Origin of the sequence: Vogesella sp. AC12, assembly GCF_024437575.1 — a bacterium.
GTDB classification, from domain to species: domain Bacteria; phylum Pseudomonadota; class Gammaproteobacteria; order Burkholderiales; family Chromobacteriaceae; genus Vogesella; species Vogesella indigofera.
In genome coordinates, this window is sequence record NZ_JANFNU010000004.1 from 87,217 (window position 1) to 108,755 (window position 21,539).

The window sequence follows — 21,539 nt, forward strand, 5'->3', positions numbered from 1 at the left end:
TATTTTGCATAAAATCCTTGCCGGTCTTGCCGCCACTCGCCATCATGAAGCGTACCAACCAATATAAAGGCAAGGCCAAGTCATGACTGTTGACTTCTCCCGGCTGCGGGCGCTGATCGTCGATGACCAGATGCTGGTGCGCACGCTGGTGACGCAGGCGCTGCGTACCATGGGCTTTGCGCCGGAAAACCTGTCGCAGGCGGTGGACGGCTCCTTCGCCAAGCGCACGCTGGAAGCCAAGCCGATCGACATCGTGCTGTGCGATGTGCAGATGGAGCCGATGAACGGCCTCGACGTGCTGAAAGACCTGCGCTGCGGCCGGACCAACAATCCGCCCAATCTGCCGTTCGTGTTCCTGTCCGGCCATCCGGAAAAGAGCAATATCGTCGTTGCCGCGCAGCTGCACGCCGACGGTTTTATCATCAAGCCGCCCAAACCGGCCGACATGGAAAAAACCCTGCGCCTGGCGCTGACGCGGCCACGGCCGGACATCGACCCGTTCTCCTACTACAAGGTGGCCACCGGCACCGCCTTCGACCGCCACGTGTTCGGCGAGCTGGTGACGCAGGCGTCGCTGCTGCTGGACGAGAACGACAAGCCGATGCAGCGCCTAGGCCTGGGCGCGGTGAAACCGGGAAGCCGGCTGGCGCGTGATCTATACAACAAGACCGGGCAGCTGCTGTTGCAGCGCGGCAGCGAGATCACCAAGACGCAGCTGCGCGTGCTGCGGCAGTTTCCGGAGCGCTTCGGCGTCGACGATATCGAGATCAGCTGCGAGCCGGACAGCGACATCACGTCACCGCCCCCGACCGCCTGAGCCACGCGAGGTCCGCCATGAGCAAGCAAGGCCAGCTGCAGCAGCAAACCGCCGGTATCGGCCAGGCGGTGATCCTGATCGTGGTGATCCTCGGCTCGTTGCAGCTGGTGGCCTCCGGCCTGCTGATCCGCTCCGGCGTGTACAACTACCGCCAGGCCAGCCAGCACGCCACGCTCAATGCGGCCAACCTTGACATCTTCCTGCTGGCCTCGGCCATCAACCGCGAAAACCAGCTGCAGCTCGGCCTGCTGGCGCTGACACGCCCGGCCAGCCGCCGTGAAAGCGCCGAGCTGCAGCTGGCGCGCACCGCCACCGACCAGCGCCTGCAGATCGCGCTGCGGCGGCTGTCGCGGCCGCTGGCCGACGACAGCAATGCCGCGCTGCTGCAATTGCAGGACCGGCAGCCGCACCTGCGCCAGCGGCGACAGGAAGTGGACAAGGTGCTGGCGCGGCGGCCGGTGCTGTTCGACGAGAATGCCATCTTCGGCTGGAAGCTGTCGGTCGGCACCTGGCAGGATGCCATCGACAAGGTGTTGCGCCTGGACGCTTTCCTGCTGTCTGACGGCGCCGACGACCGCCTGAACCGGCTGGCGGAAACCAAGTACCAGCTGTGGCAGCTGAGCCGCTCGCTGGAGCAGGAAGGCAACGCGCTGATCATTCGCGCGCAGCTGGCGCGCAAGCTCAATTCCACCGACGAATACGAACTGCTGCGCAGCCGCGAGCGCGCCTTGCTGCTGCTGGAGTCGTTGCGCTACAACACCGGTTATCTCGGTGATGCCACGCTGCGCCAGCAGCTGGCGGCGCTGGCGACCCAGACCTGGCTGCTGCACCAGAGCGCCGACCGGCAGCTGCTGGCGCTGGAGCAGGGCCGCGTCGCGCCGGCTTCCGCGCACGAGTACAAGACGGCCGCGCAACAGGTCAACCGCAATCTGGGCGTCTTCTTTGCCGAGCTGACCCGCGCCGCGGCCAACCGTGTCGACGAGCAGCAGCAGCGCTACGCGCAAAGCCTGGCGCTGAACATCTCCTTCGCGGTGCTGGCGCTGCTGCTGTACGCCTACCTGCTGCTGCGCATGCGCTACCGCATCCTGCGCCCGCTGCAGCGCATGCAGCGGGTGCTGGATGCGGCGGCGGACGCGATCCTGACCGTCAATGCCAACCACCGCATCGAGGTGGCCAACTACGGCGCCGAGAAGATGTTCGGCTTGCCGCTGGCGGCGTTGCAGGGGCTGTCGCTGGACGACATCCTCAGCGTCGACGGTGCCGACGCCGACTGGCTGGATGACGAGGGCCGCTTCGACGTGTCGCGCGCCGGCAGCGGCCGCCGGCACGATGGCAGCCGCTTCTTTGCCGCGATTACCGTCAGCCCGCTGGTGGACGGCCGCGACGGCCGCCACAGCCGCCGGCTGCTGATCATCCGCGACGAGCACCAGCGCACCATCGCCGAGCAGTCGCTGGCGCGCAGCATGCAGCTCTTGTCGGCGATCCAGCGCGTGGAGAGCCTGCTGTTTGCCCGCAGCCCGCGGCAGACGGTATTCCGCGAGGTGCTGCGCATCCTGCTCGACTACTTCGGCGTCGCCGAGGGCCTGGTGCTGTCGCTGGAGGCGTCGCGCGACAAGTCGGCGTCGTTCCGCATCCAGGCGCGGCTGGGCAACAGCAAGGAGCCGCCGTGGGTGGAGCGCTTCCGTCAGCTGCCGCTGGCGGTCGCCCTGCAACAGGGGCAGCTGCAGCAAACCATCTCCGAGGATGGCTGGACCTTCCTGCCGATCCAGATCGACAGCCGCACGGTGATGGTGGCCGGCATCGCCATCGACTCGATTGCCGAGGCCCACTACCAGGCATTGCAGCCGCTGCTCGGCGCTTGCGGCAGCATCGTCAGCTTCTATGCCGAGGAAGACCGCCGCCGGGCCAGCGAACGCAACCTGCGCGAAGTGCTGCAGCTGGAAGAGGCGATCTACAGCGCGTCGCCGGTCGGCTTGATGCGGCTGGACAACAACTACCACATCGTGCGTGCCAACCGCGCCGGCGAAGCGCTGTTCGGCACCCGCGAGGACGGGCTGCAGGGCGTACCGCTGCGCGAGCTGCTCGGTAGCGACGAGGCGTGGCAGCAGCTGCAGGGCCGGCTGGAAGAGGTGCGCCACCATGACCGCCACCTCAATATCGAGATCGAATGCGTGCAGGTCAGCGGCAAGCCGATCTGGGTGCTGTTCGCCGGCCAGCTGCTGTTCCCCGGCATGGCCGAGGACGGCGTGATCCTCGCCTGTTTCGACATCACCGGCCGGCGCGAGGCGGAGGAGGGCGTGCTGCGCGCGCGCGATGCCGCTGCCGAGTCGCGCCAGCAGCTGGAGCTGGCGATCGACTCGCTGGATGACGCCTTCGCACTGTTCGACGCCGGCGACCGGCTGGTGCGCTGCAACAGCCACTTTGCCCGTCTGGCCGGTGCCGGCAGCACGCCGGAAACGCTGAAGGGGCAGTCTTTTGCCAGCGTGCTGCGTGCCAGCCTGATCGCCGGCGAGCAGCCGGAGCCGGGCTACGAGGAACACAGCTGGTTCGTGGAGCGGCTGGCGCGCTACGGCCGCGAGGCGTCGTCGTTCGAGCTGCGCTGGAACGAGCGCTGGCTGCAGCAGGCGTCGCGGCGGGTGCCGGACGGCGGCGCGGTGTGCGTGCTGACCGACATCAGCGCGCTGAAACAGCAGCAGGCCGACCTGCTGCTGGCGCGCGATGCGGCCAACGCCGCCAGCCGTGCCAAGAGCGCCTTCCTTGCCGCGATGAGCCACGAGATCCGCACTCCGATGAACGGCGTGCTGGGCATGCTGGAGCTGCTGTCGCTGACGACGCTGGACGAGGCGCAGCGCGACGCGGTGGATACGGTGCAGGAGTCGGCGCACACCCTGCTGCGCCTGATCGACGACATTCTGGACTTTTCCAAGATCGAGGCCGGCAAGCTGGAGATCATCCCCGAGCCGGCGTCGGTGCGTGCGCTGATGCAGCGCGTGCATCACCTGTACACGGAGCTGGCGCAGCGCAAGCAGCTGTGGTTCCTGCTCGACATCGACGAGCAGGTGGCGCCGGCACTGCGCTTCGATCCGCTGCGCCTGCGCCAGATCCTGCAGAACTTCTGCAGCAATGCGCTGAAATTCACGCAGCAGGGGCAGGTGACGCTGCGCGTGCGCTGCCTGGAGAGCAGTGCCAGCGAGCAGTGGCTGCGCTTCGAGGTGGCCGATACCGGCATCGGTATCGACCGCCAGCAGCTGGCACGGCTGTTCGAGCCGTTCACCCAGGCGGAAAGCAGCACCGCGCGCCGCTTTGGCGGCACCGGTCTCGGGCTGACCATCTGCCGGCGCCTGTCCGAGCTGATGGGCGGGGTGGTGGCGATGGACAGCGAGCCGGGCAGTGGCACCGTCGCCTCGCTGGAGATCCGTTTCCCCTTGTGCGACGCCGCCGAGCTGCCGCTGGCGAGCGAGCTGGACCACGCCGCCATCGTGGCCGCGACCGCGGGTTTGATGCGCGACATGGCGCCGGTGCTGTTTGTGGAAGACAATTCAATCAACCGCAAGCTGACCGTCAAGCAGTTCGAGCTGCTCGGCTACCCGGTGGTGACGGCGGTGGACGGGCTGATGGCGCTGAGCCTGTGGCAGCAGCAGACCTTCTCGCTGGTGCTGACCGATTGCCACATGCCGCAGATGGACGGTTACGCGCTGGCGCAGGCGATCCGCAGCCAGGAGGCGGCCCAGGGCCGCGCGCCGGTGCCGATCATCGCCTGCACCGCTAACGTGGCGAAGGAAGAACTGGACAAGACCCGTGCCGCCGGCATGGACGATTTTCTCAGCAAGCCGCTGGGGTTGGCGGCGCTGAAGGACATGCTGCACAAGTGGCTGGGCGACGTTGCCCTGACTCCCGCGCCGCTGGCAACGGCGGTAGTCGCGGCCACGCCGGCGGCGGCGGTCGACCGTCAGGCGCTGGCGATGTACAGCGCCGGTGACTGGTCGGTGGAGCAGGCGATTCTGGATGAGTTCATGCAGGGCAACGACGAGGACGTCGCCGCCCTGGCGCGGGCGGTGGCCGCCGGCGACGCGGTGCAGATCGCCTGGTCGGCGCACCGTATCAAGGGCGCCAGCCGCATGGTCGGCGCCATGGCGCTGGGCGATGCGGCCGAAGCACTGGAAAAGGCGGGACGTGCCGCCGAGCTGGCGGCGATCCCGGCCCTATGGCAGCAGTTCAATGCAGCACAGGCGGCAGTGGCCGCCTGGCTGGAGGAGCAGGCCTCGTGCCAAGCAAGCGCCTGAGCGTGGTGACCTTCAACCTGCACAAGGGGATGTCGCCGTTCAACCGCCGTTCCCACATGCAGGAAATCGCCAGCGCACTGCAGCAGCTGTCCGCCGACGTGCTGTTCCTGCAGGAGGTGCAGGGCCGTCATGCCGGGCGCGAGCAGCACCATGCCGGCTGGCCGCAGCACGACTTCCTGGCCGCGGCGCTGACCCATTCCGCCAGCTATGGCATGAATGTGCGCTACGACCACGGCCACCACGGCAATGCGGTGTTGTCACGTTTTCCGCAGCAGCTGGCCGCCAATCACGACATCTCGGTCAACCGGCTGGAGCGGCGCGGCATCCTGCACACCGTGATCCAGCCGGAAGGTTGGCCGCAAGCGGTGGCCTGCCTCTGTGCCCACCTCAACCTGCTGGCGCGTGACCGCCGCCGCCAGTACCTGACGCTGCAGCACTATATCCAGCAGCATGTGCCGGCCGGCATGCCGCTGATTCTGGCCGGCGATTTCAACGACTGGCGCGGCGAGGCCGACAGCTGGCTGGGGCGCGGCTGCGGCCTGCAGGAAGTGTTCGTGCAGCAGCAGGGCCAGCACGCGCGCACCTTCCCGGCGCGGTTGCCGCTGCTGCCGCTGGACCGCATCTACGTGCGCGGCCTGCACGTCAACCAGGTGGCGGTGTGTCGCGGCCAACCCTGGTCGCACCTGTCCGATCACCTGCCGCTGTTCGCCAGCCTGTCGCTGGCGTCCTGAGCCGGCGACGCGGCCTTACTCGGTGTCGCCGTGCTTGAACCACAGCGCGTCCGGCAGCTGGCCGAACACGCTGCGCAGCCCTTCGCCCCAGCCCTGGCGCAACGCCAGAAAGTAGGGGTCGTCTTCGGTGACGCGGTGGCGCGGCGCGAAGTCGAAATCATCGCGCTGCTGCCACAACAGGTCGATGGGCAGCCCCACCGACAGGTTGGAGCGGATGGTGGAATCGAACGAGATCAGCGTGCACTTGATCGCCTGCGCCAGCGGCGTGTCGTGGCGGATCACCCGGTCGATGATCGGCTTGCCGTACTTGGCTTCGCCGATCTGCAGGTAAGGCGTGTCCGCCGTGGCCTCGATGAAATTGCCCTGCGGATAGACCTGGAACAGCCGCGGCGGCTCGCCCCTGATCTGCCCGCCGACCAGGAAGCTGCAGCCGTAGTCCACCCCTTGCGACTGGGTCTGGCCGTCGCCATCGCGGGCGATCACCTCGCGCACCGTGCTGCCCACCAGCTCCGCCGCTTGGTACAGGCTGGTCACCGTGTAAAGGTTGGCCGCATCGTGGCTGAGCCGGCTTTTCAGCAGGCTGACCACGCTCTGGGTGGTGGCCAGGTTGCCGGCGTTCAGCAGCACGATCTGCCGCTCGCCCGGCAGCGCGATCACGTTCATCTTGCGGAAGGTGGCGACGTGGTCCACCCCCGCATTGGTGCGCGAATCGGAAGCGAAGATCAGCCCCTCGTCCAGCACCATGCCGACACAGTAAGTCATTGCTGATCCGCCTCCGTTACCCGCGCGTGCGCCTGCAGCGCCTCGCTGCCGCCGCCGCGGCGCACGCCGCGTACCGGGCTGGCGTCGGTGTAGTCCAGCCCCACCGCCAGCTTCAGGTGGTGGCGGTCCGGCTGCTGGCGGTTGCTGATGTCGAAGCCCAGCCAGCGCCCGGCGGCGTACACCTCGGCCCAGGCATGGCTGGCGACGTGGGCGTCGCGATCGGTCAGCAGGTAGCCGCTGACATAGCGCGCCGGCAGCCCCAGGCTGCGGCAGGCGGCGATGAACACGTGGCTGTGGTCCTGGCACACGCCGGCGCCCAGCGCCAAGGCCTGCGCGGCGCTGGTTTCCGCCTGGGTGGCGCCGCTGGTGTAGGGCATGGCGTCGGCCACCGCCAGCATCAGCGCGGTCAGACCGCTCTCGGGGTTGGCCGCAATGGCGTCGGCGTGGCCTGTGGCCAGGGCGCGGATGGCGTCGTCCGGCTCGGTCAGCGCGCTGCCGCGCAGGAACACCGCCGCCGGCAGCGCCTCGGCGCCATCTTCGCAGTCGTCACAGGTTTCCACCACGCCGTGCGCGCGCAGGCGGATCTCGCTGTGCGGCGTGTCCAGGGTGAGCACGTGCAGGATGTTGCCGTAGGCGTCGGTGCTTTCGCTGGCCGCCACCGGCAGCTCCAGCTGCCAGCTGATGATGCGCTGGTGGCGGTTTTGCGGCGGCGTCAGGCGCAGGTACTGGGTGCTGTGGCTGACGGTCGCGTCGTAGCGGTACACGGTTTCATGGGCGATGGTGAGTTGCATGCTGCCTCCTGTGGGTAAGTACCGGCTCGCGATCGGCGCTGGCGCCATCGCGGGCAGGGGCTAGGCGGAAAAGGAAAGTTGCCAGTAGGCCACGTCCAGCCAGCGGCCGAACTTGCGGCCAACCTGTTCGAAGTGCGCCACCTGCTTGAAGCCCAGCGTGCGGTGCAGCGCGTCGCTGGCCGGGTTGGGCTGCGCCACGCCGCCGATCACGGTGCGCAGCCCCTGCGCGGCCAGCCGTTGCAGCAGCTCGCGGTACAGCAGCTTGCCCAGGCCCTGGCCGACGGTGGCCTGGCGCAGGTAGATGCTGGCCTCCACCGCGTGGCGGTAGGCCGGGCGCGTGCGCCAGCGGCTGGCATAGGCGTAGCCGAACAGCTCGCCGTCCTCGGTTTCGGCCACCAGCCACGGCAGGCCCTGCGCCTGGGTGCCGGCGATGCGCTCGGCCATGTCGCCGACGCTCACCGGCAGCTCCTCGAACGAGATGGTGCTGTACTCGATGTACGGGTTGTAGATGGCGCAGATGGCGGCGGCGTCGTCCGGCGTCGCCTCGCGGATGATCAGCTCGCTCATGCCGCCTCCAGATAGGCGCCGTGCACCGCGTTGCCCAGCGCATGGATCTGGCTGAGGAATTGCGCCAGATAGGCATGCAGGCCGGCGCCGAGAATGCTGTCGATCTGGTCGTAGCTCAGCTCGGCGTGCAGCGTGGCGGCCAACCTTTTGGCGCGATGGCCGGTGTCGCCCTGGATGCGCGGCAGCAGCTCGGCGATTTCGTCCACGCAGGCGCGCAGCGAGCGCGGTACGTCGGGGCGCAGGATCAGCAGCTCGGCCACGCGCCGTGCGCTGAGGGTGTCGCGGTACAGCTCGTGGTAGGCCTCGAAGGCGCCCAGCGAACGCAGCAGCGCGCCCCACAGGTAGAAGTCGGCGGCGCTGTCGTCCAGCTCGTGGCCGATCAGGTGCGATTTCACGTCGATCAGCCGCGCGGTGTTGTCGGCGCGCTCCAGAAAGGTGCCCAGCCGGATGAAGGAAAACGCGTCGTTGCGCTGGATGGTGCCGTAGGTGGTGCCGCGGAACAGGTGCGAGCGCTCCTTCACCCAGTCGAAGAAACCGGCCAGCGGGCGGCCCTCGAACGCCATCTGCCGCGCTTCCAGCCAGCTGGCGTTGATGCTCTCCCACATCTCGCCGGTGATCTTGCCGCGCACCGCGTGGGCGTTCTCGCGGGCGAATTTCAGGCAGCTGATGATGCTGGCAGGGTTGGCCGCATCGAAGGTCATGAAGTGCAGCACGTCGGCGGCGCCAAGCGCCGGATGGCGCGTGCGGCAGGCGTCCAGCGCGCCGGTGGTGGCCAGCGCGGCGGCGATGTCGGCGCCACCGCGCGATTGCGGCAGCATCGACAGACTGTGGGTGACATCCAAGAGGCGCGCCAGATTCTCGGCGCGTTCCATGTAACGGCTCATCCAGTACAGCTGGGAAGCGGTGCGCGACAGCATCATGATCAATCCTCCAGTATCCAGGTGTCCTTGGTGCCGCCGCCCTGCGACGAATTCACCACCAGCGAGCCTTCTTTCAGCGCTACCCGCGTCAGCCCGCCGGCCACCATGCTGATTTCGCGGCCGGACAGCACGAAGGGGCGCAGGTCGATGTGGCGCGGCGCGATCCCGGCTTCCACGAAGGTGGGGCAGGACGACAGGCACAGCGTCGGCTGCGCGATGTAGTTGGCCGGATCGGCGATGATGCGCTGGCGGAAGTCGTCGATCTCGGCGGCGCTGGCGGCCGGGCCGATCAGCATGCCGTAACCGCCGGCGCCGTGGACTTCCTTCACCACCAGCTCGGCCAGGTTGTTCAGCACGTGGTCCAGCTCGGCCGGGCGGCGGCACATCCAGGTCGGCACGTTCTGCAGCAGCGGCTCCTCGCTCAGGTAGAAGCGGATCATGTCCGGCACATAGGGGTATATCGATTTGTCGTCGGCCACGCCGGTGCCGATGGCATTGGCCAGGATCACGCCGCCGCTGCGGTACACCGATAGCAGCCCGGGCACGCCCAGCATGCTGTCGGCACGGAAGGCCAGCGGGTCGAGGAAGGCATCGTCGATGCGGCGGTAGATCACGTCCACCTGCTTGTGGCCGGCGGTGGTGCGCATGTACACGCGGTTGTGTTTCACGAACAGGTCCTGGCCTTCCACCAGCTCCACGCCCATCTGCTGCGCGAGGAAGGCATGCTCGAAATAGGCGCTGTTGTGGTGGCCGGGGGTGAGCACCACCACGGTCGGGTTTTCCGCCAGGCTGGCGTGGCGCAGGGTGTTGAGCAGCAGGGTGGGGTAGTGCTGCACCGGTGCCACCGCGTGGCTGGCGAACAGCTCGGGGAACAGCCGCATCATCATCTTGCGGTTTTCCAGCATGTAGGATACGCCGGAGGGCACGCGCAGATTGTCTTCCAGCACGTAGAAGTTGCCATCGTTGTGGCGGATCACGTCCACGCCGGTGATGTGCGCGTAGATGCGGTGCGGCAGGTCCAGCCCCTGCATCGCCGGCTGGTACTGGCTGTTGGAGAACACCTGCTCGGCGGGAATGATGCCGGCTTTCACGATGTGCTGTTCGTGGTAGATGTCGTGCAGGAAGGCGTTCAGCGCGGTGACACGCTGGCGCATGCCGGCTTCCAGTGTCTGCCAGTCGCTGGCGGGGATGATGCGCGGCACGGTGTCGAACGGGATCAGCCGCTCGGCGCCGGAATCGTCGCCGTACACGGCGAAGGTGATGCCGACGCGGTGGAACATCAGGTCGGCTTCGGCGCGCTTGCGCGCCAGCGTCTGCGGTGACTGCGAGTGCAGCCAGTGGGCAAAGTCGCGGTAGTGCGGGCGGATACCACCGCTGGCGAGCAGCATTTCGTCATAGTGGTGCGCTTCGGGCAAGGTCAGTGCATGCATGGCGCGGTCTCCTGCTGTTCATCGTCAGCAGCAGTTCAGCAAGCCGCGTGCCAGTGTTTGCCCTATCGAAACGGGCACTACGCCACGGCAGCTTGCACCGCAATGATGCAGGCATCGGCGGCGCCGTAAATCATGTGTCATGGTGGTGCGTCATGCCCCGTTCGCGTGCCGTGCCAGCTGCAGCAACAGCCCTTGAAACGTTGCTGGCATGCTCTTATGCTGCTGTTTACTTTATCCAGATAGCGGCCATGCCATGCACGCTTCCCCTGTTGCGGCCAACCTTGCCACGCCGGCCGATCCGCTGGTCGCCAGCGACCACGCGTTGCCGCTGGCGGTGCTGCTGCAGCGCTCGCCGGCGCGCTGGCAGCTGCTGCTGGCCTGGTTGCTGTCGCTGGCGGCCTGCCTGTGGCTGGGCGTGGTACAGCTGTATGGCGGCTGGTATGGCTACAGCGTCCACTTTGGCGAGCTGGATTTCGTGATCAGCATCTACCCGCCGCTGACCATCGCCACCTTGTGGGTGTTGTGGTTCGGCTACGCCTGGGGCGCCAGCCTCGCCTATCTCTCCACCTTGCTGGTCGCCTACCTGTCCGGGCTGCCGCCGGGCTGGGCCTTGCTGTTTGCCTGTTCCAATCCGCTGGGGCTGCTGGTGATGTCGCTGGTGTACCGCCACGTCAAGGTGCGCTATGTGCCGTCGTCGCTGCCGGCCATGCTGTTCTTCGTCACCATCTGCTTCATCTCCGCCGTGTCCAGCGCCACCGGTTCCTTCATCTGGAGTTACAGCAACAAGCTGTCGGCGATGGGCGCCTTCGCGGTGTGGCAGGGCTGGTGGTCGGGCAATTTCCTGCAGACGGTACTGACCTGCGGCCCGTTGCTGCTGCTGGGCACGCCGGCGGTGCTGCGCTGGCGCGAACAACGTTGGCCGCAGCGCGCCGCGGCGGTACCGGCGCAGCGCTGGGTGGGGCTGGTGGCGGTGTTCGCGCTGTGTGGCGTGCTGGGCTTCCTGTGGCTGTCGTTCTGGCTGGCGGACCGCAGCGTGGCCGCGCAGGTCGGCGACAGCGCGCAGGCGTGGCAGCAGCGCGCGATGCTGTATCGCGATTCGGCGATGGCGGTGTACTGGGTGCTGTCGGTGCTGTTGCTGGCGCTGGTGTTTCTCGGCTACCGCTTCTTCCGCCAGCGCACGCTGCAGCTGCAGCAGGCGGCGCAAAGCGTGGCCTTCGAGCGCGACTGGGCACTGCAGCGGCAGCAGGAGGCGGAACACGCGCACCAGGCGCTGCAGACGCTGAACCGCGAGCTGGCGGTGCGCATGGCCGAGGTGGAGCAGCTGCAGCAACAGCTGCAGGAACAGGCGCGACGCGATCCGCTGACCGGGCTCTACAACCGCCGCTACCTGCACGAACGGCTGCCGGTCGAACTGCAGCACGCCAGCCATCTCGGGCAGTCGCTGTGCCTGGTGCTGATCGACCTCGACCACTTCAAGGCGGTCAACGACCAGTACGGCCACGCGATGGGGGACGCGGTACTGAAGGCGCTGGCGACGCTGTTTGCCGGCCGCCTGCGCGCCGCCGATTTCGCGGTGCGCTACGGCGGCGAGGAGTTCTGCCTGGTGCTGCCCGGCTGCGACATCGTCGGCGCCGCCGCCTGCGTCGCCGAGCTGCAGCAGGCCTACGCCGGCTGCCGCGTGGCCGGCGACAGCAACGCACTGCAGGGGCTGCACTTCTCTGCCGGCATCGCCAGCTATCCGGCGCACGGCAGCGACGAGGAGGCGCTGCTGCGCGAGGCCGACTCCGCGCTGTACCAGGCCAAGGCCGCCGGCCGCAACTGCGTGCGCTATCGCGGCTGAAGCCGGGCCATGCGGCGGCGGGCTTGCCGCCGCGCGCGCGGACAGGTACAACGGCGCTTTGTCTACCGTGTTGCCATCCTCATGACCCCATCCGATATCCGTGCCGCCGCCATCACCCTCGCGGCCCGCCGCCTCAGCGGTGCACAAGGGCCGCTGCTGGCCGACGCCCAGGCCCCGCAGACGCCGGCCGACGCGCTGGCGATCCAGCAGGCTGTCTCCGGCCTGCTGAACGACGCCATCGGCGGCTGGAAGTGCGGCCTGCCGGACAAGGACAAGATCGTCGCCGCGCCGATCTACGCGACCAGCATTCACAGCAGCCACACCGCCGCGCCGTGTCCGGTGTGGCTGCGCGACGGCGCGGTGCGCGTCGAGCCGGAGCTGGCCTTCGTCTTCGACGGCGGCCTGCCGCTGCGCGCCGAGCCTTACACCGAAGCCGAGATCCGCGCTGCCATCACCCGCGTGCATCTGGCGCTGGAGCTGATTGACAGCCGCTACCTGCCGCTGCCGAAGCCGCCGTTCCTGCAGTCGCTGGCCGACGGTCTGGTCAACCAGGGGTTGCTGCTGGGGCCGCAGGTCGATCGTGACGCCGCCTTTGCGGCCAAGGTATTGCCGCTGGTGCTGAATCAGGGCGAGCGCGAGGAAACACTGGCCGGCGTGCACCCGGTCGGCGATCCGCTGGCGCCGCTGTACTGGCTGCAGGGCTTCCTCGCCGCGCGCGGCGAGGCGATCCTGCCGGGGCAGGTGGTGATCACCGGTTCCTATGCCGGGGTGCTGTCGCTGGCGCCGGACAGCGAGGTGACCCTGCGCTATGGTGAGCTGGGCCAGCTAAGCGCCTGTTTTAGCGCGCGATAAGGACAGATGGCAGCGTGATCGCGTGCCGGCGGGCGCTGCCAGTGTTTGGCACTGGATACAATATTTAAATTGCTGAAAGTTATATTAAAACTAATGTTTGCAATTTTGCGACATAAGGGTAATATGGTGCATCGCAGCGATTGACACAAACGAATGTATATTGTTCAATTGTGTACAACAACTTGATTAACGCCGATTTGAACACAGCTTGCGGGCGTAAAACAGCTAAAGCGTGGGGATTGTTTTATCAAACGATTCTCCCAATTTTCGATACCGAAGATTCCACGTGATAAAGCCCGCCAGCGCAAACCCGGCGGGCTTTATTGCTTCGGAGTCCAGGATGATTCACCTCAAAAACGTACACAAGCGCTTCCGTCGCCCTGAAGGCGGCTGGTTTGACGCCGTGCGCGACACCACCCTCCATATCAAGGCGGGCGAGATTTTCGGCCTGATCGGGTTTTCCGGCGCCGGCAAATCCACGCTGCTGCGACTGATCAACCTGCTGGAACGCCCCGACCACGGCAGCGTCAATGTCGACGGCCGTGACCTGACCGGCCTGTCCGCCGCCGAGCTGCGCCGCGCGCGCCAGAATATCGGCATGGTCTTCCAGCAGTTCAACCTGATGGCCAACCGCACCGTGGCGGCCAACATTGCCTTTCCGCTGGAGATCGCCGGCTGGAGCCGCGCCGACATCGATGCCCGCGTCGCCGAGTGCCTCGATATCGTCGGCCTCGCCGACCGTGCCGGCCACTACCCGGCGCAGCTGTCCGGCGGCCAGAAGCAGCGCGTCGGCATCGCCCGCGCACTGGCGCCGCGGCCGCACGTGATCCTGGCCGACGAACCGACCTCGGCGCTGGACCCGAAAACCACGCAGTCCATCCTCGATTGCCTGCAGGACATCAACGCCCGTTTCGGCGTTACCGTGGTGATCGTCACCCACGAAATGCACGTCATCCGCTCCATCTGCCACCGCGCCGCCTTGCTCGATGCCGGTGAAGTGGTCGAGCTGCTGGAAGTCACCGACAAACAGGTCGCGGCGCGTTCGGCGCTGGCCAAATCGCTGCTGGAGGTCGCATAAATGGACGAACAACTGACTCTTGCCCAGGCACTGGCCAATCTGTCCGATCTGGCACCGGAAATCTGGCAGGCCAGCGCGGAAACCGGGCTGATGCTGGCCATCGGCCTCTCCGTCGCCATCGTGGTCGGCGGCCCGCTCGGCATCCTGCTGTACCTGACGCAGCCGGGACAGCTGTTCGCCAACCGTGCCGTCAACGGCGTGGTCGGCTGGTTCGTCAACCTGGTGCGCTCCTTCCCGTTCATTATCCTGATGGTGTCGCTGGTGCCGCTGACGCGGCTGCTGGTCGGCTCCACCATCGGCCCGATTGCCGCCGCGGTGCCGCTGTCGTTTGCCGCGATCCCGTACTTTGCGCGGCTGGTGGAGCAGACGCTGCGCGAGATCCCGCGCGGCGTGATCGAGGCGGCCGAGGCGATGGGCGCCAGCCCGGCGCAGATCATCTGGAAAGTGTTGCTGGGCGAGGCTCGCGCCGGCCTGATCTCCAGCCTGACCATTCTCACCATCAGCTTCCTCAGCTACTCGGCGGTGGCCGGCGTGGTTGGCGGCGGCGGCATCGGTGACCTGGCCATCCGTTACGGCTACTACCGCTTCCAGACCGAAGTGATGGTGGCGATGGTGCTGCTGCTGGTGGTGATCGTGCAGATCATCCAGTTTGCCGGCAACCATCTGGCGGCCCGCCTCGACAAGCGTTAAGCACTCAATTTAAAGCGGCGGGCGTTCACGCAGACGCCACGCCATTGGACAAAGACTCTCACAAGGAGAACACCATGCGCAGACTCGTACTGAAATCCATCGCTGTTGCCGCCATCGGCCTGACCGCTGCGGCCAACGTTTACGCTGCCGACCCGGCGAAAAAGGAAATCACCATCGGCACCACCGTTGGCGACTTCGGCGACCAGGTGAAGCAGCAGATCAAGCCGCTGCTGGAAAAGCAGGGCTACAGCGTGAAGCTGGTGGAATTCACCGACTACGTGCGCCCGAACCTGGCACTGCAGGAAGGCTCGCTGGACGTCAACGTGTTCCAGCACAAGCCTTACCTCGACAACTTCGCCCGTGAAAACAAGCTGCAGCTGAAAGAAGTGTTCCAGGTGCCGACCGCACCGCTGGGCATCTACAGCGGCAAGCTGAAATCGCTGAAGGATGTGAAAGTCGGCAGCACCCTGGCGGCACCGAACGATCCGTCCAACTTCGCCCGTGCGCTGGTGATGCTGAACGACCTGGGCTGGGTCAAGCTGAAGAAGGGCATCAACCCGCTGACCGCGTCGGAAAAGGACATCGAAGTCAACGTCAAGAAGATCAAGATCGTACCGCTGGAAGCCGCACAACTGCCGCGCTCGCGCGCCGATGTTGACTTCGCGGTGGTGAACGGCAACTACGCCGTCAGCTCCGGCATCAAGCTGACCGAAGCCGTGTATCAGGAAAAGAGCTACGCCTACGTCAACTGGGGCGTGGTGCGCGCGGCTGACGCCGCCAAGCCATGGGCCAAGGACGTGATCGCCGCCTACAACTCGCCGGCGTTCCGCGCCTGGGCGAAACAGAAGTACGCCGGCTACAAGTTCCCGGCCAACTGGAAGTAAGCGTTTTATCCGTACCGGCCTGCAAGACAGCAGCCGGTACGGCGGTTTTCCTTGAAACACTCCTGGCATTCAAGGCTGCTCGGCGGATCCTGCGATCCGCCATTTTTTTTGCCTGCAGGGAATGCGTGTGCGGCTGGCTTGCTATTGGCCTTGCCGTATTGCCTGCTGGCGAGTGTCACTAATTTGCGACGTTGGCCGCTTGCCTCTCCGGCGCGCGATCGATAATCGTTGTTATGATCTCGGATTGATGTGATTATTTTCATTAAATCAAATTATGAAAATAAATATTCAATGATTGAACCTACACTGCATGACTCCCCCTTAATGCAGACGCTGCAACAGGCGTTGTCGTCTCTGTCTCCGGCCTTGCGCAAGGTTGCGGATTTCTTGCTGCGCCACCCGCTGCTGGCGGCGACGCATTCCATTGAGGAGCTGGCGCAGGCAACCGGTGTTTCTGCGGCAGCGGTCAACCGGCTGGCCAATAGCCTCGGTTATCAGGGGTTTGGCGGTCTCAAGGCGGAGTTGACCGCGGCTTTGCAAGAAGCCGTGTCGCCGGTAAGCAAACTGCGTCAACAGATCGGCATGCAGGCGGATGACAGGGTTTCCTTGTCTTCGCTGCTGTCTGCAACAGCATCCAATCTGGCATTTACTGCCGATCGCAGTGGCGCCTTGCAGTTTGAGCTGGCGGTGGCGCTGCTCGCCGCGGCGCGGCGGGTGTTCTGTCTTGGCTTTGGCAATAGTGCCTATCTTGCCGGACTGGCGGCGGCCAACCTGGCGCCTTTTTGTGATGCCCAGGCGATCAGCCTGGAAGGCGGCAATGAAAATGCCGCTTATCGCTTGGCGACAATCCGGCCAGAGGATGTGCTGCTGGCGATCAGCTTGCCGCGCTATTCCCGGGATACGGTGCAGCTGGCGCGTTTTGCCGTCGATCGCGGAGCGACGCTGCTGGTGATCACCGACTCGCCGGCCTCGCCGCTGGCGGCGCTGAGTTCGCACGTGCTGTATGCGGTTGCCGACCATCCCGTACTGGCCGCGTCAGGTACTGCCGCACTGGCCCTGATCGAGTCGCTGGTGTCCGCGGTGATGGTGCAGAACAAGGAGGCGGTGCGTCTCAGTGCCGAGCTGTCGGAAAGCATGCTGCAATACCTGTACTGGAATGATTCTGCCCAACCGCCGAAACGCGGTTGAGCGAATGCGCCTGCTGTAAAGGGCAGTGGGCGTGACTGCACCGTCCGGCTAGATCCGGCGGGCAAACAAAAAGCCGCGGCTTGTCCGCAGCCACAAAGCACTTTTATCAACAAGAGAAACAGGAGCTTCGTTCATCCCGCCTGGCCCTGATCCGTGTTGCTGCCTGCTGCTGCATCCGGCAGACGTACTGCGTGTGCGTCGGTCGTGGCAGGCTGTTGCCCGGTCCTCAGCCGGGGCGGGTGGCAGCTCAGGAGAAATGATGAAACAGCACACTATCAAGATGGGCGGCCTGCTGGCTGCGCTGGCACTGGCTTGGCCGCTGGCGCCGGCGCAGGCAGAGGGGCATCTGCTGGCCGTCGGGGGCATGCTGCGCGCAAGTAACCAGCCTGTGTACCAAAAATTCATCGAACTGGCCGGCGGTGTGAGCAATGCCCGTATTGCCATCATGCCCACTGCCAGTGGCAGCCAGAGTTCGAGCAAGCGTTTTCGTGGCGAGCTGATCGCGCTGGGGGTGCCGGAGGCCAATATCAGCATCGTCAATATTGATCGCAAAAACTATCAGGACACCATGAACGATCCCGACACGGTCAAGCCGCTGACCCTGGCCAGTGCCGTGTGGTTCGTTGGCGGCGATCAGGCCCGGATTGCTCGTGCCCTGTACAACGGGGATGGCTCGCCATCGCTGGCCTTTCAGGCGATTCGTGCACTGAAAGAGCGGGGAGGGGTTGTTGGCGGTAGCAGTGCCGGTGCCAGCATTCAGGGTGTGTGGATGCCAACAGCCTATGGTGTAGTTATGGATACGCTGGATTTCGGTGTGGCTGCGCGTGGCAATATGCGTGGCACGGCGGTGCTGAAGGGAAGCGGCCTGTTTGATGGTGTGATTGATCAGCACCTGGACAAGCTGGAGGAGACCACCTCCGGCCGTGCGCTGCGCATGGCCAGCTATCTCACCAGTCGCAACCTGAAGCGGGGTTATGGTCTGGATACCAATACGGCGATGTGGGTCAAGCCAGATGGCAGCGTTGAGGTGCTGGGCGAGGGCTATGTCACGGTGATGGATGTCTCGTCGGCCAGCAACAGCTTTGGCGTCTATGGCAGCGAAATCCGTAATGTCCGGCTGGCGATGCTGGGCAGTGGTGACCGTTACGACCCCGCACGTGATGTCATTGTCCCTGATCCGGGCAAAGTAGCGATCAAGGCCGGTGACGAGTACCTGAACGGCAATGCGCTGATCCCGGACCTGTCTGCCGTCAACAGTGTCGGCCGCGCCGTGATCTATGGTTTGGCCGACAACAAGGCCAGGCAGCAGCAAGGTTTGCTGACACGCTACAACCCGGCCAACGGCTACCACTATGGCTATCGCGTCAACTTCAGCAAGGGCGAGTCCTTTGCGGCTTGGAGCCGTTTTGTCGATTCGCTGACCAATTACACGGTGCGCGATGTGCGCATGGATATCGAGCCGGTGGATGCGATGCTGGGTCACCCGTCGCGCACATTGCCTGTCGATATTGGTCGCAGCAAGCAGCAGCAGGCGATTGCCGCGGTCGTGTTCCGCGGCCTGATGACGACCGATGCTCAGCGTCGTTTCGAGCCGCAGCGTGCCATTACCCGCGCCGAGCTTGCCAATGCGCTGCAGATGACGCTCAACGGCGAGCTGAAGGCGGCGGAAAAGCCGTTGCTGTCGGATGTTGCTGGCGATCACCCTTTGCGCGAACAGATTGAGATCGTGGTGAGCAATGGCTGGATGAGCGGTTATGACCGCTTCTGGCCGCGGCAGGAGGTGACCCGTGAAGAGTTTGCGCTGGCGGTAAAACGGCTGGCGGAGGTTTTCCAGCAGCGTTCGCTGGCGCAACGTGCCACATTGCTTGATGCTGCCCAACTGGGTAAGGGCTACGATGAGGCTGCTGAGCTGGTGGTGGGCGAAGGGTTGCTTGCGGCACCAGGCGGGCGTTTCAATGGCAAGGCGCCTGTGATGCGAGAAGAGGTGGCGCGCGTGCTGGCCCAGGTGACCGGCATCGCCTCCTGAGTGCAGTCGGGCGGCATGGCTGCGCTCCCGCCGACAAAATGACAGCCCCTGCCGGGATAAGCGGCAGGGGCTGTTTACATGCAGCAAGCCGTAGCGCTGCGTGTCAGGCGGCATGCTACGGCTTTGCGGGCTTAGCCGCGCATGCGGCGCAATACCTCGTCCTTGCCGATCAGCGCCAGCACCGCGTCGACCGACGGCGTCTGCGCGGTGCCGCACACCAGCACGCGCAGCGGCATGCCCAGCTGGCCCATCTTGATGCCCTCGTCGGCGCAGAACGGCTTGAACAGCTCGTGGATGCTCTCGGCGGTCCAGCTGTCCAGCGCGGCCAGGCGCTCGGCAAAGCGCAGCATGCGCGCGTGGCTGTCGGCGGACAGGTGTTTTTCCACGTCGGCGGCGGCAGGCTCGCGCTTGGCGTAGAAGTAGTCCACTTCCAGCGCCAGCGCGTTGAGGTCCTGCACGCGTTCCTTCACCAGTGCGATCACGTCCGACAGCGCCGGGCCGTTGCTGGTGTCAACGTTGGCCGCAGCCAGGCGGCCGGCGATCAGCTCGGCCAGGCGCGCGTTGTCGGCGGCCTTGATGTACTGCGCGTTCAGCCACAGGAATTTCTCGTGGTTGAAACGGCTCGGCGAGCCGCTGACCGCTTCCAGCGTGAACCACTCCACGAACTGCGTCATGTCGAACAGCTCGTCGTCGCCGTGGCCCCAGCCCAGGCGCGCCAGGTAGTTCAGCAGTGCTTCCGGCAGGATGCCCTTGTCGGCGTAATCCACCACGCTAACCGCGTCGCGGCGCTTGGACATCTTCTGGCCGTCCTCGTTGAGGATCATCGGCAGGTGGCCGTACACCGGCAGCGGCGCGTTCAGCGCCTTGAGGATGTTGATCTGGCGCGGGGTGTTGTTCACGTGGTCGTCGCCGCGGATCACGTGGGTGATGTTCATGTCCCAGTCGTCGACCACCACGCAGAAGTTGTAGGTCGGGCTGCCGTCCGGGCGGGCGATGATCAGGTCGTCCAGCTCGGTGTTGGCGAACTCGATACGGCCCTTGACCGCGTCATCCCACGCCACCACGCCGTCCAGCGGGTTCTTGAAGCGGATCACCGGCTGCACGCCGGCCGGCGGCGGCGGCAGGGTCTTGCCGGCTTCCGGGCGCCAGCGGCGGTCGTAGCGCGGCTTCTCGCCGTTGGCTTCCTGCTGCGCGCGCAGCGCTTCCAGCTCTTCCTTGCTGCAGTAGCACGGGTAGGCGTGGCCGGCGGCGACCAGTTGCTGGATCACTTCCTTGTAACGGTCAAAGCGCTGCGTCTGGTAGAACGGGCCTTCGTCGTAGTCGAGGCCGACCCAGTGCATGCCGTCGAGGATGGCCTTGACCGATTCCGGCGTCGAGCGCTCCAGATCGGTGTCTTCGATGCGCAGCACGAAGGTGCCGCCGTTTTTGCGGGCAAACGCCCAGGAGAACAGCGCGGTGCGGACGCCGCCGATGTGCAGGAAGCCGGTCGGGCTGGGGGCAAAGCGAGTGCGGATCATGTCGGATGGCCAGCGAAAACGAGAAAGGGCGTATTGTACGCTGCCGGCAAAATGGCGGGCAAACCATCGCCACCGCCGATGCCGTTTTTGCGGTGTGGTGCCTGATCCGGCGCGCTCGCGGCAGGCTGCGGCCAACGTTGGCCGCCAATGCAAAAAGCCCGTTACCGAAGTAACGGGCTTTTCATGTTCTGGCGTCCCCACGGGGAATCGAACCCCGGCCGCCGCCGTGAAAGGGCAGTGTTCTAACCGCTAAACTATAGGGACTGAAGTGGTGGAGATAAGCGGGATCGAACCGCTGACCTCTTGCATGCCATGCAAGCGCTCTCCCAGCTGAGCTATACCCCCACTGGCTTCGTGTCACAGTGCTGCATCACGAATTGGCGTGCACTTTAACGTCTGGTTTTGAGCAAGTCAAGCCTGTTTTTAAAAAAATATGCGCTTTTGGCATGTTTGAAATGGCAGCTTATTGATTTTAATGCTGTTATTGCTTTTTGCATTGCGGCGCGCCGATTGGTAATGACCGCGCCATCGGGCTTTACGCGCGGTTGCCGGCGGCGAAAGCGTGCAAAAGGTGGCAGATCGTTAAATTACGGCCGCTTTGCCGCCGGTGCCGATGTTTCGCTGCCATTCCGCCAGCGGCGCGCTTGCTGCTGGCACGGTTGCTGCGCTTGCTGCTTATCTCGTGGTGCGCCTTGCGCGATGACCCTGTCGCGTGCTGGCAGTGCTGGCTACATCTTGGTTCATTCTCCGTTTTCATCCTCCTGTTGCGCTGTTTGTGCTGCTACCGGTGCGGCTTTTTGCCGTGCCGGCGGCCAACGCTAGCGCGGTGCTTTGGCGCCGCGTTGGCGGGTCTTTTGCGCCCGGTTTTCAGCGCAACCAGCCGTTCGAACGGGATAAAGATGAGTGGAATGACCCGTTGCAAAATTTCCAAAGATATTGCCGGTAAAGCTATCATTTATCTGATTGATGAAATGATGTTTGTCTAATTAAAACAAAGACATATATCTTGCGTGCTATTTTTTGAATCGGCCGAAAAACGGGGCGGTAACTCCTCAGCAACTATGTATAGTAGCGACGTCATCCGATAGGTTCAGACGTGGAATCACGGTGTCAGCCTTGTGGCCAGACTATGTGAACTGACTTGACTGTTTGTATCTGACATC

The 21,539-nt window shown here is 65.2% G+C and carries 17 protein-coding genes and 2 tRNA genes; 11 read left to right on the forward strand and 8 right to left on the reverse strand.

Going from position 1 to position 21,539, the window contains the following annotated elements; translation table 11 throughout:
* Nucleotides 1–82 precede the first annotated feature (82 nt).
* Genes NOM55_RS08545 through NOM55_RS08555 form a run of 3 tightly spaced genes read left to right on the forward strand, consistent with a single transcriptional unit; the run spans nt 83 to nt 5,831 of the window.
* Entirely contained in the window at nt 83–817 is a 735-nt protein-coding gene (locus tag NOM55_RS08545) for a response regulator (protein WP_255908237.1), read from the forward strand.
* 17 nt (nt 818–834) lie between these two features.
* Nucleotides 835–5,100, forward strand: a complete 4,266-nt coding sequence (locus NOM55_RS08550) for an ATP-binding protein (RefSeq protein WP_255908238.1) — start codon at nt 835–837, stop codon at nt 5,098–5,100.
* Nucleotides 5,082–5,831 carry an endonuclease/exonuclease/phosphatase family protein gene (locus NOM55_RS08555; RefSeq protein ID WP_255908239.1) on the forward strand — a complete coding sequence of 250 codons (750 nt, stop codon included), beginning with the start codon at nt 5,082–5,084 and terminating at the stop codon, nt 5,829–5,831. The genes NOM55_RS08550 and NOM55_RS08555 overlap by 19 nt, the downstream gene beginning before the upstream one ends.
* A 15-nt stretch (nt 5,832–5,846) precedes the next feature.
* Here the strand turns inward: NOM55_RS08555 and NOM55_RS08560 are convergent, their stop codons facing one another.
* From NOM55_RS08560 to NOM55_RS08580, 5 genes are read right to left on the reverse strand one after another with little or no spacing between them, the layout of a single operon-like run.
* The gene (locus NOM55_RS08560; RefSeq protein ID WP_255908240.1) at nt 5,847–6,593 is read right to left on the reverse strand and encodes a proteasome-type protease; all 747 of its coding nucleotides are present in this window, start codon (nt 6,591–6,593) and stop codon (nt 5,847–5,849) included.
* Nucleotides 6,590–7,384, reverse strand: a complete 795-nt coding sequence (locus NOM55_RS08565; RefSeq protein WP_255908241.1) for a transglutaminase family protein — start codon at nt 7,382–7,384, stop codon at nt 6,590–6,592. The genes NOM55_RS08560 and NOM55_RS08565 overlap by 4 nt, the downstream gene beginning before the upstream one ends.
* A 60-nt stretch (nt 7,385–7,444) precedes the next feature.
* Entirely contained in the window at nt 7,445–7,951 is a 507-nt protein-coding gene (locus NOM55_RS08570) for an arsinothricin resistance N-acetyltransferase ArsN1 family B (RefSeq protein ID WP_255908242.1), read from the reverse strand.
* The gene (locus tag NOM55_RS08575; RefSeq protein WP_255908243.1) at nt 7,948–8,871 is read right to left on the reverse strand and encodes an alpha-E domain-containing protein; all 924 of its coding nucleotides are present in this window, start codon (nt 8,869–8,871) and stop codon (nt 7,948–7,950) included. Before NOM55_RS08575 ends, NOM55_RS08570 begins: the two co-directional genes overlap by 4 nt.
* Nucleotides 8,872–8,873: 2 nt before the next feature.
* Entirely contained in the window at nt 8,874–10,301 is a 1,428-nt protein-coding gene (locus NOM55_RS08580; RefSeq protein WP_047968064.1) for a circularly permuted type 2 ATP-grasp protein, read from the reverse strand.
* A 253-nt stretch (nt 10,302–10,554) separates the two neighbouring features.
* Here NOM55_RS08580 and NOM55_RS08585 point away from each other — a divergent pair, with 253 nt between their 5' ends.
* The 7 genes from NOM55_RS08585 to NOM55_RS08615 all read left to right on the forward strand — a co-directional run bounded on the left by NOM55_RS08585 (nt 10,555) and on the right by NOM55_RS08615 (nt 18,859).
* A complete protein-coding gene (locus tag NOM55_RS08585; RefSeq protein ID WP_255908244.1) occupies nt 10,555–12,141 on the forward strand; it encodes a diguanylate cyclase in 1,587 nt (528 codons plus the stop codon).
* Between the two features lie 81 nt (nt 12,142–12,222).
* The gene (locus NOM55_RS08590; RefSeq protein WP_255908245.1) at nt 12,223–12,993 is read left to right on the forward strand and encodes a 2-keto-4-pentenoate hydratase; all 771 of its coding nucleotides are present in this window, start codon (nt 12,223–12,225) and stop codon (nt 12,991–12,993) included.
* A gap of 340 nt (nt 12,994–13,333) precedes the next feature.
* A complete protein-coding gene (locus NOM55_RS08595) occupies nt 13,334–14,071 on the forward strand; it encodes a methionine ABC transporter ATP-binding protein (protein WP_120811525.1) in 738 nt (245 codons plus the stop codon).
* Complete coding sequence (locus NOM55_RS08600) at nt 14,072–14,761, forward strand: methionine ABC transporter permease (RefSeq protein WP_120811528.1); 690 nt, start codon at nt 14,072–14,074, stop codon at nt 14,759–14,761. It abuts the gene before it with no gap.
* A gap of 74 nt (nt 14,762–14,835) precedes the next feature.
* Nucleotides 14,836–15,645 carry a MetQ/NlpA family ABC transporter substrate-binding protein gene (locus NOM55_RS08605; RefSeq protein ID WP_047968073.1) on the forward strand — a complete coding sequence of 270 codons (810 nt, stop codon included), beginning with the start codon at nt 14,836–14,838 and terminating at the stop codon, nt 15,643–15,645.
* 324 nt (nt 15,646–15,969) lie between these two features.
* Nucleotides 15,970–16,833: a MurR/RpiR family transcriptional regulator gene (locus tag NOM55_RS08610; protein ID WP_211329250.1), complete on the forward strand. Its 864-nt coding sequence runs from the start codon at nt 15,970–15,972 to the stop codon at nt 16,831–16,833.
* Nucleotides 16,834–17,089: 256 nt separating this feature from the next.
* A complete protein-coding gene (locus NOM55_RS08615; protein ID WP_255908246.1) occupies nt 17,090–18,859 on the forward strand; it encodes an S-layer homology domain-containing protein in 1,770 nt (589 codons plus the stop codon).
* A gap of 131 nt (nt 18,860–18,990) precedes the next feature.
* Here NOM55_RS08615 and gltX read toward each other — a convergent pair whose 3' ends face one another.
* From gltX to NOM55_RS08630, 3 genes are all read right to left on the reverse strand, one after another.
* Nucleotides 18,991–20,376, reverse strand: a complete 1,386-nt coding sequence (gltX, locus tag NOM55_RS08620; RefSeq protein WP_255908247.1) for a glutamate--tRNA ligase — start codon at nt 20,374–20,376, stop codon at nt 18,991–18,993.
* A 189-nt stretch (nt 20,377–20,565) separates the two neighbouring features.
* A tRNA-Glu gene (locus NOM55_RS08625) sits at nt 20,566–20,640 on the reverse strand.
* Between the two features lie 5 nt (nt 20,641–20,645).
* Nucleotides 20,646–20,721 (reverse strand) — tRNA-Ala (locus tag NOM55_RS08630).
* 367 nt (nt 20,722–21,088) lie between these two features.
* On the opposite strand from NOM55_RS08630, the gene NOM55_RS08635 reads away from it, so the two are divergent.
* A complete protein-coding gene (locus NOM55_RS08635; protein WP_255908248.1) occupies nt 21,089–21,322 on the forward strand; it encodes a hypothetical protein in 234 nt (77 codons plus the stop codon).
* Nucleotides 21,323–21,539: the final 217 nt, after the last annotated feature.